Here is a 13,814-nt window from a genome sequence, read left to right as displayed (position 1 = left end):
AGGTGCCCCCCCCCCCGCCCCCGGCTACTACGGCCGCAGGTTGGTGGCGAGAAAAGCCAGCGTTCGCTCCTGCGCCAGAGTGGCGATCGCCGGGCGAAAATCGGCGCGGGCGTCGCAGTTGAAACCATGCCCGGCCCCCTCGTAGACGTAGACCGGAATCGCCGGATGTGCCGCCTGGACGGCGGCGACGGTGGCGCGTGGGATCAGCGGGTCTTCGCCGCCGAAATGCATGATCAGCGGGCAGTGCGGACGTTCGCCCACAAAGTCAATGATTTGCCGGCCGTAATAAGCGACGGCGGCACCCACCTCCAGCCGGCAGGCGGCGAGCCAGGCGATGGTTCCACCCCAACAGTAGCCGATGACGCCAACGCGGCCATCGGGGTGCAGCGCCGTCGCCGCGGCGGCGATGTCGAGCATCGGTGCATCCCAGCCGAGCCGGCCAACCAGCTCGCGTCCGGCGGTGATGCCTGCCTCGTCGTAGCCGAGTTCCACACCCGGCTGCAGCCGGTCGAACAGGGCAGGGGCGATGGCCGTATAGCCCAGGGCGGCATAGCCGTCGCAGACGCGGCGGATGTGGTCGTTGACGCCGAAAACCTCCTGGACAACCACCACGTGACCGCGCGGCGCCGCTGTCGCGTCCGCCCGGTAGGCACTCAGCGTGTGGCCGTCGCTGGCCGTCAGCTGCAGCCTGTCACCCATTTTTGTCATCCCTCCCATGCAGCGGTGGTGCCAGCCGCCTAAACCAAAACTGCTTCAGCGCACCCAATATCACCTATAATAACTCATTGAGCTATTCCATCCCGATGCGGTCTGCATGGTTGTCCAGGACGAACGCCGTCTACCCAATCTAGCCCGCGTGGTGGCTTCCTTCGCCAAGCTGCCGCACACGCAGTTCCTCGGCATGCGCTGCGACGAAATCGGCCCGGCCCGGGCGATGCTCAGCGTACCCTATCAGGATCGGTTGATTGGCAACTGTCGCACCGGCGTGCTGCACGGCGGCGTCATCACCGCGTTGCTCGACACCGTCGGTTGGCTGGCCATCGCCGCGCTGCTCCCCGAGGCCACCGCCATCGCCACCCTCGACCTACGGATCGACTACCTGCGGCCGGCGCAGCCGGGGCAGACGATCCGCGCCACCGCCCGATGCACCAAGATCACCTCCAGCATCGCTTTTGCCCGCGGCGTCGCCTTTCACGAGCGCGAGGACGAGCCGATCGCCCAGCTCACCGGCACCTACATGCTTGGCTCGACCGGGTTCACCGCCGATCAGGCCGCCATCAGCGGCGGGACCGGGCCATGCTGAGCAGCATCGCCGACTTGCGCCGATCCGGCAATGTCTCCGCCATCAACGACCTGATTACCCTATGCGAAATCGGTTGGCATCGAGGTCCAGTTCATCGACGGTCAGCTGATGACTGTGCTCCGCTTTCGCCATAGCAACGTCGGCAACTATACCTTGAACCTGATCCACGGCGGCGTTGTCGGCGCCCTCCTCGAGCACGCCGCGATCATGCACCTACTGATTGAAACCGAAATCGCCGTGGTGCCGAAAATCATCAATCTTTCCATCGATTTCCTGCGGCCGGTGCGCGGCGCCGATGCCTTTGCCCGCGGCACCGTCATCCGCCAGGGACGCCTTGTCGCCAACGTTCGTGCCGAGGTCTGGCAGGATGATCCGGCGAAACCGCTGGCCGCTGCGCACGCGCATTTTCTGCTGAAATAGGTGCCGGCGGGTGGTGCTGTACACCGATCTGCTGCGTGGCAATGACGGAGGGTGATCGGACCCGCCGCTGGTTCATTCTCGGCCTCGGCCTCGCCTCCGTCCTGGCACTTTCGGCGGCAACGGGAATGTGGCTGTCCGCGCATGGCACGCCTGGAGCAATGATCGTCGCGCACGGGCTGCTGTTCATCGCCGGTCTCGTGGTCTGGCTGGCGGCGATGCAGGCACCTCCGTCGCCCCACCTTGGCTTGCTTCTCCTGCTCGCTGCCGTCGCTGCCCGCGCCCTTCTCCTGCCCTTTCCCCCTTCGGACGACATCAACCGCTACCTGTGGGAGGGCCGGCTGCTGCTCGCCGGCCAGTCGCCGTACGCGCAGCCGGCAGCCTTGGCGGCCGGACCTTGGCGCGACGCCGTCTGGGCGGGGATAAACCATCGCGATCAGCTGACCGCCTATCCGCCCTTGGCGGAGCTGGTGTTTGCCGCCGGGGTCGCGGTGGATTATGCCGCCTGGCCGCTGAAGCTGCTGTTCGTTGCCGCCGAGCTGGCGACACTTGCCATCCTCCATGCCGAACTGCGGCGGCGACAGTTGCCGGTTGCCAACCTGGCGCTCGCGGCCTTCAGCCCGGTGCTGCTGCTGGCCACCGCCGCGGAGGCGCACTTCGATGCCCTGTTCGTGCTGGCGACGCTGCTGGCGCTGCGCGCCCGGCAGCACCAACGCGACGGCTGGGCCTGGGCCTGGCTTGGCGTGGCGATCGAACTCAAGGTCGTCGCCCTGCTGTTGGTGCCGGTGCTGCTGCGGCGTGGCGGCTGGCGCTGGAGCTGGCTCGGTCTGCTGCTGGTGGTCGGTCCGGCGCTGCCTTTCGCCGCCAGCCTGCCTAATCTGCTGCACGGACTGCTCACCTTTGGCGCCACCACCTACCATAACGGCTTCCTGCCGACGATGCTGCNNGCACTCACCGGCGATGCACCCCAGGCGGCACTGGTTGCCTGTTGCCTGCTCGCCGCCTGGAGCCTGATCGTCGGCTGGCGGATCGCCGATCCGTTTCGTGCCGGCTTTTTCATCCTCGGTGCGCTGCTGCTGCTCTCGCCGATCACCCATGTCTGGTACTTCAGCTGGATTGTTCCCTTCCTGGTGCTGATGCCGCACCCGGCGTGGCTGCTGCTGACGGGATTGCAGGCGTTCTACTACACCGCCTGGATGCAGGCGGTGGCCGGGCGCGGCTGGTTCCAACCGGCGTGGGCTTGGTGGGTAACTTGGCTGCCCTTTGCCGCGCTGCTGGTTGCCAGCGGCACCGGTCCGTTACGCCGTCTACTCGCGCCGCGACAGCCTGAATACCGCTGGCCGCCGCCGCAGCACGTCAGCGTCGTCGTCCCGGCCTACAACGAGGCAAAGCGGATCGGCCGCGCGGTGCAGGCGCTGGATCGGCTGCAGCCGCCGCCATCCGAGATTATCGTCGTCGACGGTGCGTCGACCGATCGGACCGCGGTGGCGGCCGCGGCCGCAGGGGCGCGGGTGGTCAACGGCCGACGCGGGCGCGGTCATCAGATTGCCGCCGGCATCGCCGTCGCCCGTGGCGACGTGGTCTGGATCGTCCATGCCGATNGTTGTGCCCGCCGCCCATACGGTCAGCGCCNNATCCTCGGTGCGTTGCGCGCCCAGCCGGCCGCCGCCGGCGGTGCCGTCGGTCAGTGCTACGCCCGCTTTGCACCCTTGCTATGGCTCATCGAGGCGCTGAATGCGGCGCGTTCGGCGTTGTTCGGTCTCAGCTTCGGCGATCAGGGACAGTTCGTCCGCCGTCTGTCGCTGCCGCAGCTCGGCGGTTACCCCGATCAACCACTGATGGAGGATGTGGAACTCGGCCTACGGTTGCGGCGGGCGGGGCCAGTGCTGCACCTCGGCGCCAACGGTGTCGTCTCCACCCGGCGCTGGGACCGCGACCGGGCGACGCACCGCATCGGCATGGTGTTGCGGCTGACGGCGGCCTACCTCATGTCCGCCAATCGGCGGGAGCTTTCCTCCGCGATCTACCGCATCTATTACCCGATGAACGAAAAGTGATCGTCCTTTCGCTCAGCTGTGTTTGGTTTTCGGTCACCGCGGCTATTAGTTGACGGATACGCCGGTGGGCGCGGCGGGCGAGGAGGCGAGGATGTACACGGTCGTTCGGCGCTATTACCACTGGCTGCATGGTCAATGGCCGGCAGGCGGAATCGAGAAACTGCCAGCGATCGGCGAGNGGGGCGTCACCAATATCGATGGCGTGCGGATCACCGGCGACCTCACCGGCATCCCGCTGCTGAAGTTTTCCGCCGACTCCGGCGCCCAGGCAGTGCAGGCGATCATCGCCGAAGCGAATTTCACCCCCGGTGGCGGTGGCGGTGGCGGTGGCGAGGGTGTCCTCGATCTGGCGATCATCGGCGGCGGCGTCAGCGGTTACGCCGCGGCGAAGGAGGCGCGCCGAGCCGGGTTGCGGTTCGTCCTGTTCGAGGCGCAGGAACCCTTCGCCACCATCGCCAACTTTCCCAAGGGTAAGCCGATCTTCACCTACCCGACGGCGATGGTACCGGCTGGCGAGCTGCAGTTCCGGGCGACGGTGAAGGAGGAACTGTTGGCTGAACTGCAGCAGCAGACGGCGACAATCCCCTTTCGCGCCGCCCGGGTGGATCAGATCAGGCGGGTAGGCGGGCTGTTGCAACTGAGCCTCGCCGGCGGCGAGCTCGTGTCCGCCCAGCGGGCGATTATCGCCATCGGTCGCAGCGGCAACTTCCGTCGGCTGGGGGTGCCCGGGGAGGATCTGGACAAGGTCTACAACCGCCTGCACGATCCCAAGGATTTCGCTGGGCGGCAGGTTCTCGTCATTGGTGGCGGCGACTCGGCGCTGGAAGCAGCGATCGCGCTCGCTGGTGCCGGTGCGCAGGTGACGCTCAGCTATCGCAAGACGGCATTTGCCCGGCCGAAGCCGGAGAACGTTGCCAAGCTCGAACGGCTGCGGGCCGCTCCGGCCTCGCCGGCTGGCTCGCTCAGGCTGATGCTGGGCAGCACGCTTGGCCGCATCGAGCCGTCCCGCGTGCAGCTGCGCGATGCCGATGGCCAAGCGGTGTCGATCGCCAACGACGTGGTGTTTTCAATGACCGGCCGCGAGCCGGCACTCGATTTCTTTCGTCGCAGTGGTGTGGCCATATCCGGTGAATGGGGCGTGCGCGGGTGGCTGGGACTGATCGCCTCCATCCTGTTCTGCATCTGGCTGTTCCACTGGAAGAGCCTCGGCTTCACCATCGGCGGTCACGGCAGCTTCCTGCCCGGGCTCGATTTTGCCTGGCTCAACCCGCTGACCTGGACCGCCGCGATGACGCGAGCGGTCGGCGTAGCGGCAGAGGACAGGACCAGTCTTGTCTTTACCCTGATTCGCTCCGGCGCCGATCCCAATTTCTATTACGCGCTGGGGTATTGCGTGCTGGTGGTGGTCTTCGGCATCCGCCGGATGCGCCGTCGCCGGACGCCGTATGTCCGGCTGCAGACGATCAGCCTGGCGGCCATCCAGATTATCCCGCTGTTTCTCCTGCCGCAGCTCATCCTGCCGTGGCTGGGCCGTAACGGCTATTTCAGCGATGGCAGCTGGCTGCAGCCTTTCGCCGATACCTTCTTCGAGCGCTATGATGCCTTGGGTGAAGAGCGTGCCTACTGGCGGGCGTACGGCTTCATCCTGGCGTGGCCGTTGTTCGTCTATAACTGGTTCACCGACCAGCCCATGTGGGGCTGGCTGGTGCTGGGCGTTGTCCAGACCGGCGTCCTCATTCCGCTGCTGATCCGCTATTTTGGCAAGGGCGCCTACTGCGGCTGGATCTGCTCCTGCGGCGCCTTGGCGGAGACGATGGGCGATGCGCATCGGCAGAAGATGCCGCACGGACCCGGATGGAACCGGCTCAACATGGCGGGGCAGGGGTTTCTCGCCCTGGCAGTGCTGCTCATGCTGCTGCGGGTTCTCGGCTGGATCTTTCCCGGCTCGCTGGCCGCCAGACTGTTTGCGGCGCTGTTCCAGGAGCTGCCGTTTTTCAACTTTCACTATTTCGTCGACGTGCTATTCGCCGGGATCATCGGCGTTGCCTTTTACTTCCATTTTTCCGGGCGGGTCTGGTGTCGCTTCTTCTGCCCGCTGGCGGCGCTGATGCACATCTACGCCCGCTTCAGTCGCTTCCGCATCTTTGCCGACAAGAAGAAGTGCATCTCCTGCAATGTTTGCACCAGCGTCTGCCACCAGGGCATCGACGTGATGAACTTCGCCAACAAGGGTCTCGGTATGATCGACCCTGAGTGCGTCCGCTGTTCCGCCTGTGTCCAGTCGTGTCCGACCGGGGTGCTGCGCTTCGGCTACGTCGGGCGGGATGGCTTGCCGGTCTACGACGGCCTGGCTGCCAGCCCGGTGCAGATCCGGGAATTGGCGGCAACGGCGCACGCGGGCAGGCGGGCGCCGTAACCTCGCCGCGCTTGACATTGGCGGCGAAAAAACCACCAGTGAGCGACCGGTAGCGACAGCGTGAGCGCGCGCACTACGTGCGGTGTCGGCGCTAAAATGCAGTGGCGGTGGTCTTGTTGCTGCGCGACAATCGGTGCGTCGGGGCCGCAACGGTCCCTCGCACGGCACTCGCTGCCGCTCGGAGCTGTCCGTCGACAGCGGGCCGCTCGCGTCACCCCAACTCTGGCAAATTTCGCGCTCCCCGCGTCGCACATAGGCAGCAACAAGCATGACCGAGACTCTCGCCACCCTCCTTTCATGGCTGCCGCGGCCGCTGGTGGATCTGCTGCGGGCGGTACGACCCCGGCCGATGTCGTTGGAGAAGCGACTGGCCGATTTCCCCACCGATGGCCTGCCGCTCGAACGACCGGTGACCATCCGCTGGAACCGCAACCATGTGCCGTTCATCGAAGCGGAGACCGACCGGGATGCCGCGGTCGCCATCGGCTTGGTGCATGGCCACCTGCGCAGCGCCCAGATCTCCCTGTTCAAACGCTTCTTCTACGGTCGCCTGTCGGAGTTGGCGGGGCCGGTGGCGTTCAAGTTCGACCATCTCATTCGCATCCTTGACTATGGTCGCGCCGCCGATGAACTCGAGCGCAAGATGCCGGAGAGCACCCGGACCTGGGTGCAGGGCTACGTCGATGGCCTCAACGCCCAACAGGCGCATATGCAGGCGATCAACCGCTGGCCGCCCGAGTTCGGCGTGCTCGGAATCAAACCCGAACCCTACGTTTTCCGCGACATCCTCGTCGGCGCGCGCTTTGGCGGCACCGATTTCACCTGGCTCACCTATTTTCCGCTGCTGGCGGCGCGCGGCCAGCCCGGCTTTGCCGAACTGTGGAACCGAACCCTGGAGGCGGGTGAGTTGCCCACCGCCAGCACCCGCCCGCACGAGGCGCAGGGCGAGTTCGAAGACCTGTTGCTTGGCACCGGTCGCAATGGCAGCAACTCGATGGTGGTAGCACCTCACCGCAGCGCCACCGGCGCGGCGCTGATCGCCAGCGACCCGCATCTCGGCCTGTCGCTGCCCAACCTGTGGGTGCTGCTCGGGGTGCGGTCGCCGTCGTACAACGTCGTCGGCATCACCATCGTCGGCCTGCCGGTCTGGGGACTCGGCCGCAACCCTGATCTTGCCTGGGGCGGCACCAACCTGCGCGCGGCCTCCAGCGACCTGTTCGACGTCTCGCAATTGCCGGAGAGCGAGATCGAGGAGACCGAGACGGTGATCAAGGTCCGTGGCTGGCGCTCGCAGCGCCGCAAGCTCAGGCGGACGCGTTTCGGTCCGATCGTCACCGACGCCAAGATGGTCAAGACGCCGAAACCGGAAACGATCTCCTTGCGCTGGATCGGCCACGAACCCACCGACGAATTCACCGCGCTGCTGCGGGCGGCACGGGCGAGCACGCCCGACGCGTTTCGCGAGGCTTTCTTCGGCTACGGCGTCTCCGGCCAGAACATGCTGTTCGCCGATCGCAACGGCAATATCGGCCGGGTGATGGCGGTCACCCAGCCGCTGCGCCTCTCCTTTCCCAAGGATGACCCGGTGCTCGACGCCACCGATCCGCAGACCCACTGGCAGGGCAACGTGGACGTGCGCGACTTCCCCTTCACGCTCAACCCCGAGCGGGGGATCATCGCCTCGGCGAACGAGAAACCGGAGGATACCGATGTTCCCATCGGCATCACCTTCGGCACCGACGAGCGCGTCCGCCGTCTGTACGAACTGCTCGATAAGAAGGAGCCGATCTCCATCGCCGTGCTGCAGCAGGTGCAGATCGACACCTTTGCGCCCGACGCGGCGCAACTGTCGGGCACGCTGGCCGATCTGCTGCTGGAACTGCCGGGCGTGGCTGATGATCCCTTCTATAAGCAGCTAAGGGCCTGGGACGGCGACTACGCGGCGGAGTCTTCGGGCGCACTCGCCTTCGAGGTGTTCCTGTACCACCTCGTCACCGGCCTCTACGGCGCCGCCAAGGCGTCGGATCTTCCCGAGCTTTACAGTCAGTGGAGCTATCTGACCACGTTCCTGCTGCGCGATCTCGAAGATCGCAGTCGCGAGGAGCGGGAGACGATCCTCCGCTGGGCGCTGCAGGCGGGGGCGCGGGATGCCTCGCGCTTCTGCAACTGGGGCGATATGCACCGGCTGCAGATCGGCACCTCGCTCGCCCGCTTCCCTTATCTCGGGCGGATTTTTGTCATTCGTGATCTGGCCAGCGGCGGGTCGCGGCAGACACCGATGAAGATGTCGCACGGTTTGGAACGTGGCCGGCACAACGCTACCTTCGGCTCGATGGCGCGGCACATCTCCGATCTGTCCGATGAGGATAGCAACTGGTTTGCCCTGCTCGGCGGCCAGGACGGCTGGATCGGCAGCAGCACCTTCATCGACCAGTTGCAGCTATGGCAGGACCGGCGCTACATCCGGATGCCACTGCGCCCGGCAACCGTGGCGAAGGAGTTCCCCAACGTCATGACACTGACGCCGCGGGGGTAGGGCGGCGCCCTCCGACTCTACCGCTCCGCACGGGGTAGCGCGGCGGTTCCGGCGCCGCTAAGAAGGAGCGATTGCGGTGCTGCCGGCGGGGGGTCCCCACACACGATGGCCGACATCTTTCTCTCCTATGCGCGCGAGGACCGAGACGCGGCACAGCGTCTCGCGCAGGCGCTTGATGCGCGGGGATGGTCGGTGTGGTGGGATCCGGAAATCCTGCCGGGAGAGACCTGGGACGAAGTCATCGAGCGGGAACTCGATCACAGTCGTTGCGTCGTGGTGATGTGGTCCCGAACCGCTATTAGCAAGCATTGGGTGAAAGTGGAGGCGGAGGAAGGTCGCAAACGCGGGGTCCTGGTCCCGGTGCTGAGCGACGATTGCCGCCCACCGCTTGCTTTCCGCGCCATTCAGGCGGCACCGCTCTTCGATTGGGCAGGTGAGGAAGCCCACCGCGGATTTGGCCAGCTGTGCGCCGCGATCAGTCGCAAGATCGGCGCGTCTGCCGTGCCTCCACNNCCTCACCCGGCGCTACCGCGCCACCCTCTCCCGCCAGCGGGCGAGGGTTGGAGGAGGTGGCCGCCGCTGTCTCCCTCTCCCGTGAGCGGGAGAGGGCCGGGGTGAGGGCGACCGCCGCACCCAAGCCCGAACCTGAGAACGGCGTCTACATCGGCGTCGACCCGCGCACTCTCCCCGATCTCGCGGTGTTCAAGGACATCGACGCTCCCTGGTGCCCGGAGATGGNTGATCGTCCCCGCCGGCTCGTTCATGATGGGCTCGCCGAAGGACGAAGCGGAGCGATCGGATGCCGAAGGCCCGCAGCACCAAGTGAAGATCGTGAACCGGTTCGCGCTGGGCCGGCATGCAGTGACGGTGGGTGAATACCGGCGGTTCGTCGCCGCCACGGGGCATGACCACGGCGGCGGGGTGTACGTCTGGACCGGGAGCGAGTGGAAGCGCGATCCGGCGAAGAGCTGGGAAGACCCGGGCTTCGCGCAGGATGACCGGCATCCGGTCGTGGGGGTGAGTCGGCGTGACGCGGAGGCGTTCGTCGCGTGGCTGTCGGGCGAGGTGGACCAGCCCTACCGGCTGCCGACGGAGGCGGAGTGGGAGTACGCCTGCCGTTCGGCTACGGCGACGGCATTTTCGTTCGGGCCGACGATCACCATCGAGCAGGCGAACTACGATGGCAACTATGTCTATGGCGAGGGGAGCAAGGGCATCGATCGGCAGAAGTCGGTTGTGGTGGGCAGCCTGCCGGCGAATCCGTGGGGCGTGCACGAGATGCACGGGAATGTCTTTGAGTGGGTGGAGGACGGCTGGCATGAGAATTACACACGTGCGCCCGAAGACGGTTTGGCTTGGACTGACGGGGAAGGAAGAAAATCCTCTCCCGGCCGCTTGGCGCGCGGCGGCTCCTGGTACTACGATCCGAGGGACTGCCGCTCCGCTGGCCGTGTCAGGGGCGGACCCGACAGTCGCGACTTGATCATCGGGTTTCGCTTGGCCCGGACGCTTTCTTAGGACTTGAATCTTTACGTCTTTACCTCTGGGGTCCAGGGGCTTAAGCCCCTGGTCGAATATTTATTCGGGATTGACGGAGATTGGCCGATCACGCCAAGCATACGGGACCTGCTCTTGAGGGCCGATGTGTCGGTCACCATCAGCGGGGCACGCCGGACGCATCGTAGCCGATGATCTCCTCCGCGGACCGGGTGTCCAGGTCCGGCAACTGGGCGCAGTGGAGGGCGATGGCATCGAGGCGTTCGGCCAACCCCTCATCCACAGGGTGCCTCCGCCGCTCGCGTTCGAGTCGCTCGGCGAGCGCCTTGCGCACCGCTTCGGTCAGGGTCTCGCCGGTGAGCGCCGCCACCTCGCGAGCGAGGCGGTCGGTTTCGGGATCGTTGAGGCTGTTTGCCATCGGCGCCTGCCCCTTTCTAGAAAGTCATTCCAACCATCTAGACCGGGAGGCGGTCGAAGTCGAGAGAGGCGAGCCGGGCAGCGCGGTCTCGTAAATGGCCGGGACGAGCCCGGCCATGACGAGAAAACAACCTACAGTCGGTCCGACGCCACCGCGCCGGAGCGTTCGGCAAAGTCCAGCAAACTTTTGAGCTGGGTCTGGTCGTTGATCACCCGGGGCACCTTGTTCTGGCCGCCCAGCTTGCCGATGCTCTTCATCCAGCCGGCGAAGGTTCCCGGCGGGACGCTGAGGACCACCGGCATCCTGACACCGGTCGCGATCACCCGACGCTCCTCGTAGTCCTCGTTGCGGGTAGCCAATTCGCGGTCGACGGCGGTGGCAAAGCTCTTGATCCGTTCGGCTTCGTCGACGCCGGGGTCGAATTCGACGACGTAGACGTGGCGGCCGAGCGCGCCGCCGGTCTCGGCGAACTGGGTGCCGACGGCGAACTCGCCCATCGTTGCGCCGATCGTCTCGCTCGCTGCGAGCACGCACTTTTCCACCAGATCACCGGTGAGATGTTCGCCGAAGGAGGAGAGCATATAGGAGGTGCGGCCGGTGATCAGAATCCGCGGCGGCCGCCGGTCGACGAAGCGGACCACGTCGCCGATGACGTAGCTCCACAGGCCGGCGCAGGTGGTGAGCACGATGGCATAGTCGATGCCGGTCTCCACGTTGCCGAGCCAGTGCCGCGTTGGGTTGGCCGAGCCGAGTTCGGCGGTGGGGACGAACTCGTAGAACAGGCCGTTGTCCACCAGCATCCGCAGTCCCATCTGCGGGCCGCGGTCGGCGATGGCGACGAAGCCTTCACTCGCCGGATAGACCTCGCGCAGGTCGGCGCGGCTGCCTTCCAGCAGGCGCTCGAAACGCCGGCGGTAGGGCGCGAAGCTGACGCCGCCGTGCGTCATCATGTCGAGGTTGGGGAAGATGTCGACGATGCGGCCGAGGGTCTCGGGGCGCAGGCTGGCCAGCTTCTCGAACAGGATGGCGAGCCAGCCGGGGGCGCCGGAGATAAAATGGATATCCTCCTGCAGTGCCAGCGGCGCCAGCCGTTCGATCTTCTCTTCCCAGTCGGTGATGAAGGTGAGCTCGCGCGGCGGGAAATAGAATCGCTGCGTCCAGCGCGGCTTTTCCGCCGCGGCGATGCCGCTGATGTCGCCGGCACGGACGCCGGGTGCCAGTTCCTTCAGGTCGGTGCTGCCACCGAGGAGAAAGCATTTGCCGTCGAACAGCCTGCTCTGCGGCCGGTTGAGGATGTGTAGAACGAGCAGATCCATCGCCGCGCGCTTGTTGGAGCGAACCATCTCGGCGGAGCAGGGGATGTACTTGACCTGGCCCGACGAGGTTCCCGAGGACACGGCGAAGTAGGGCAGCATTCCGGGCCAGGTGCAGTTATCCAGCCGCGGAAAGGCGTCTTTCCAATACTCTTCCCAGTGCTGATTGTAGGTGCGCAGCGGCACACGCGCCTGAAAGTCGGCAACGCTGCGGATGCTGGCAAAGTCGTGATCGCGACCGAAGCGGGTGGCGGCCGCCTTGCGGACCAGCCGCAGCAGCTGGCGATGCTGCGCCGCTGCCGGGTCCTGGTATTCCAGCAGCTTGCCGCGCACCGCCGCATAGGCCTTGAGCAGTTCAGTCGCGGGTAACCGCATCCAGGACCCACCCGTCGACGCAGCGGTGGAGCCGACGATCGTCTTTGCCGAAGAGGTCCGTGCAAGCGTATTCATTACCGACCAACTAAAGTTACAATACCCTGTCCATTGAATATGGGTGCGGGGCTGCGAGGCCAATTCAAGATTGGTTACGCAAGGTTACAGCGGCCCACGCGTCGCAGCAGAATAGACTCCCGCATGTTTCGGTCTTATCAATCCAGGCCCGAATGACAGATACACGTGGAGCAACGATGACCGATACAGCAGCAACAGCAGCGACGACCGCGTCGTCGCGGATGGTGATCCGCAACATTGGTCTGTTGCTGAGCGGTGACCTGCGACAACCGATTCTCGATGCCGACACTATCGTTGTCGATGCCGGTCGGATTACCGCCGTCGGCCGGGCAGAAGAGGTTGATAGCGAAGGCGCCGCGCTGATCATCGATGCGCTCGGCACCACGGTGGCGCCGGGCCTGATCGACAGCCACGTGCATCCGGTGTTCGGCGACTGGACGCCGCGGCAGAACCAGTTGGGCTGGATCGACAGCTGTCTGCACGGTGGGGTTACGTCGATGATCTCCGCCGGCGAAGTGCACCTTCCCGGTCGGCCGAAGGACGTGGTCGGCGTCAAGGCGCTGGCGATCACCGCGCAGCGGGCCTTCAGCGCCTTTGCCCCGGGTGGCGTCAAGGTGCTGGCCGGCGCCCCGGTGATCGAGAAGGGAATGGTCGAGGAGGATTTCCGCGATCTCGCGGCGGCGGGAGTGACGATGCTGGGCGAGGTGGGCTTGGGCTCGGTGAAGGCTGCCGACGAGGCAAAGCAGATGGTTGCCTGGGCGCGCAAGTACGGAATGCGCAGCACCATCCATACCGGCGGTCCGTCGATTCCCGGCTCGGGGCTGATCGACAAGGACGTGGTGTTGGAGGCGGACGCCGACGTCATCGGCCACATCAACGGCGGCCACACCGCGCTGCCCGACGATCAGGTGGTGTGTCTGTGCGAGGGCTGCCGCCGCGCCATCGAGATCGTCCACAACGGCAACCTGCGCTCGGGACTGCTGGCGTTGCGCACGGCAAAGGAGCTGAGGCAGCTGGAGCGGGTGATACTCGGCACCGATGCGCCGGCCGGCTCCGGGGTGCAGCCGCTTGGCATCCTCAGGATGATCGCCATGCTGGCAAGCCTGGGCGAGGTGCCGGCGGAGGTCGCCTTCTGCTTCGCCACCGGCAACACGGCCGCCATTCATGGCCTCGACCGCGGCATCATCGCTCCCGGCCGTGCCGCCGATCTGGTGCTGATGGACAAGGCACAGCATTCGGACGGGGCGACCGTGCTCGCCTGCGTTGAGAAGGGCGATCTGCCGGGCATCGGCATGGTGATCATCGATGGGGTGATCCGCGCCGAACGCAGCCGCAACACGCCGCCGGCGACGACGATGCCGTGCGTCGAGTGGCGGTGACCCCGGGCTCGAAGGGCGATTGCAGGGG

The 13,814-nt window shown here is 66.0% G+C and carries 11 protein-coding genes; 8 read left to right on the top strand and 3 right to left on the bottom strand.

The window, feature by feature from the left end:
- Positions 1 to 27: 27 nt before the first annotated feature.
- A complete protein-coding gene (locus HQ394_RS03995; protein ID WP_190262121.1) occupies positions 28 to 699 on the bottom strand; it encodes a dienelactone hydrolase family protein in 672 nt (223 codons plus the stop codon).
- Between the two features lie 115 nt (positions 700 to 814).
- On the opposite strand from HQ394_RS03995, the gene HQ394_RS03990 reads away from it, so the two are divergent.
- From HQ394_RS03990 to HQ394_RS03960, 7 genes are all read left to right on the top strand, one after another.
- On the top strand, positions 815 to 1,303 hold the full coding sequence (locus HQ394_RS03990; protein WP_190262120.1) for a PaaI family thioesterase: 489 nt from the start codon (positions 815 to 817) through the stop codon (positions 1,301 to 1,303).
- Positions 1,304 to 1,381: 78 nt separating this feature from the next.
- Positions 1,382 to 1,723: a PaaI family thioesterase gene (locus HQ394_RS03985; RefSeq protein WP_223292025.1), complete on the top strand. Its 342-nt coding sequence runs from the start codon at positions 1,382 to 1,384 to the stop codon at positions 1,721 to 1,723.
- Between the two features lie 41 nt (positions 1,724 to 1,764).
- Positions 1,765 to 3,777: a glycosyltransferase gene (locus tag HQ394_RS03980; RefSeq protein WP_223292024.1), complete on the top strand. Its 2,013-nt coding sequence runs from the start codon at positions 1,765 to 1,767 to the stop codon at positions 3,775 to 3,777.
- Between the two features lie 91 nt (positions 3,778 to 3,868).
- Positions 3,869 to 6,193: an NAD(P)-binding domain-containing protein gene (locus tag HQ394_RS03975; RefSeq protein WP_190262118.1), complete on the top strand. Its 2,325-nt coding sequence runs from the start codon at positions 3,869 to 3,871 to the stop codon at positions 6,191 to 6,193.
- A gap of 268 nt (positions 6,194 to 6,461) precedes the next feature.
- The gene (locus HQ394_RS03970) at positions 6,462 to 8,729 is read left to right on the top strand and encodes a penicillin acylase family protein (protein WP_190262117.1); all 2,268 of its coding nucleotides are present in this window, start codon (positions 6,462 to 6,464) and stop codon (positions 8,727 to 8,729) included.
- 105 nt (positions 8,730 to 8,834) lie between these two features.
- Complete coding sequence (locus HQ394_RS03965) at positions 8,835 to 9,347, top strand: toll/interleukin-1 receptor domain-containing protein (RefSeq protein ID WP_190262116.1); 513 nt, start codon at positions 8,835 to 8,837, stop codon at positions 9,345 to 9,347.
- Positions 9,348 to 9,374: 27 nt separating this feature from the next.
- Positions 9,375 to 10,247, top strand: a complete 873-nt coding sequence (locus tag HQ394_RS03960; protein WP_317629031.1) for a formylglycine-generating enzyme family protein — start codon at positions 9,375 to 9,377, stop codon at positions 10,245 to 10,247.
- A gap of 139 nt (positions 10,248 to 10,386) precedes the next feature.
- Here HQ394_RS03960 and HQ394_RS03955 read toward each other — a convergent pair whose 3' ends face one another.
- Together HQ394_RS03955 and HQ394_RS03950 are read right to left on the bottom strand one after the other, a co-directional pair.
- A complete protein-coding gene (locus HQ394_RS03955; protein ID WP_190262114.1) occupies positions 10,387 to 10,644 on the bottom strand; it encodes a type II toxin-antitoxin system VapB family antitoxin in 258 nt (85 codons plus the stop codon).
- Positions 10,645 to 10,775: 131 nt separating this feature from the next.
- Entirely contained in the window at positions 10,776 to 12,332 is a 1,557-nt protein-coding gene (locus tag HQ394_RS03950; RefSeq protein WP_190262113.1) for a GH3 family domain-containing protein, read from the bottom strand.
- Positions 12,333 to 12,583: 251 nt separating this feature from the next.
- Between HQ394_RS03950 and HQ394_RS03945 the strand changes: the two genes are divergently transcribed.
- Positions 12,584 to 13,786, top strand: coding sequence for an amidohydrolase family protein (locus HQ394_RS03945; protein ID WP_190262112.1), 1,203 nt, complete (start codon positions 12,584 to 12,586; stop codon positions 13,784 to 13,786).
- Positions 13,787 to 13,814: the final 28 nt, after the last annotated feature.

Origin of the sequence: Defluviicoccus vanus (assembly GCF_014672695.1) — a bacterium.
Taxonomy (GTDB): domain Bacteria; phylum Pseudomonadota; class Alphaproteobacteria; order Rhodospirillales; family Defluviicoccaceae; genus Defluviicoccus; species Defluviicoccus vanus.
Note: the sequence above shows the minus strand (reverse complement) of the source record. Positions and strands in the feature narration are given on the sequence as shown.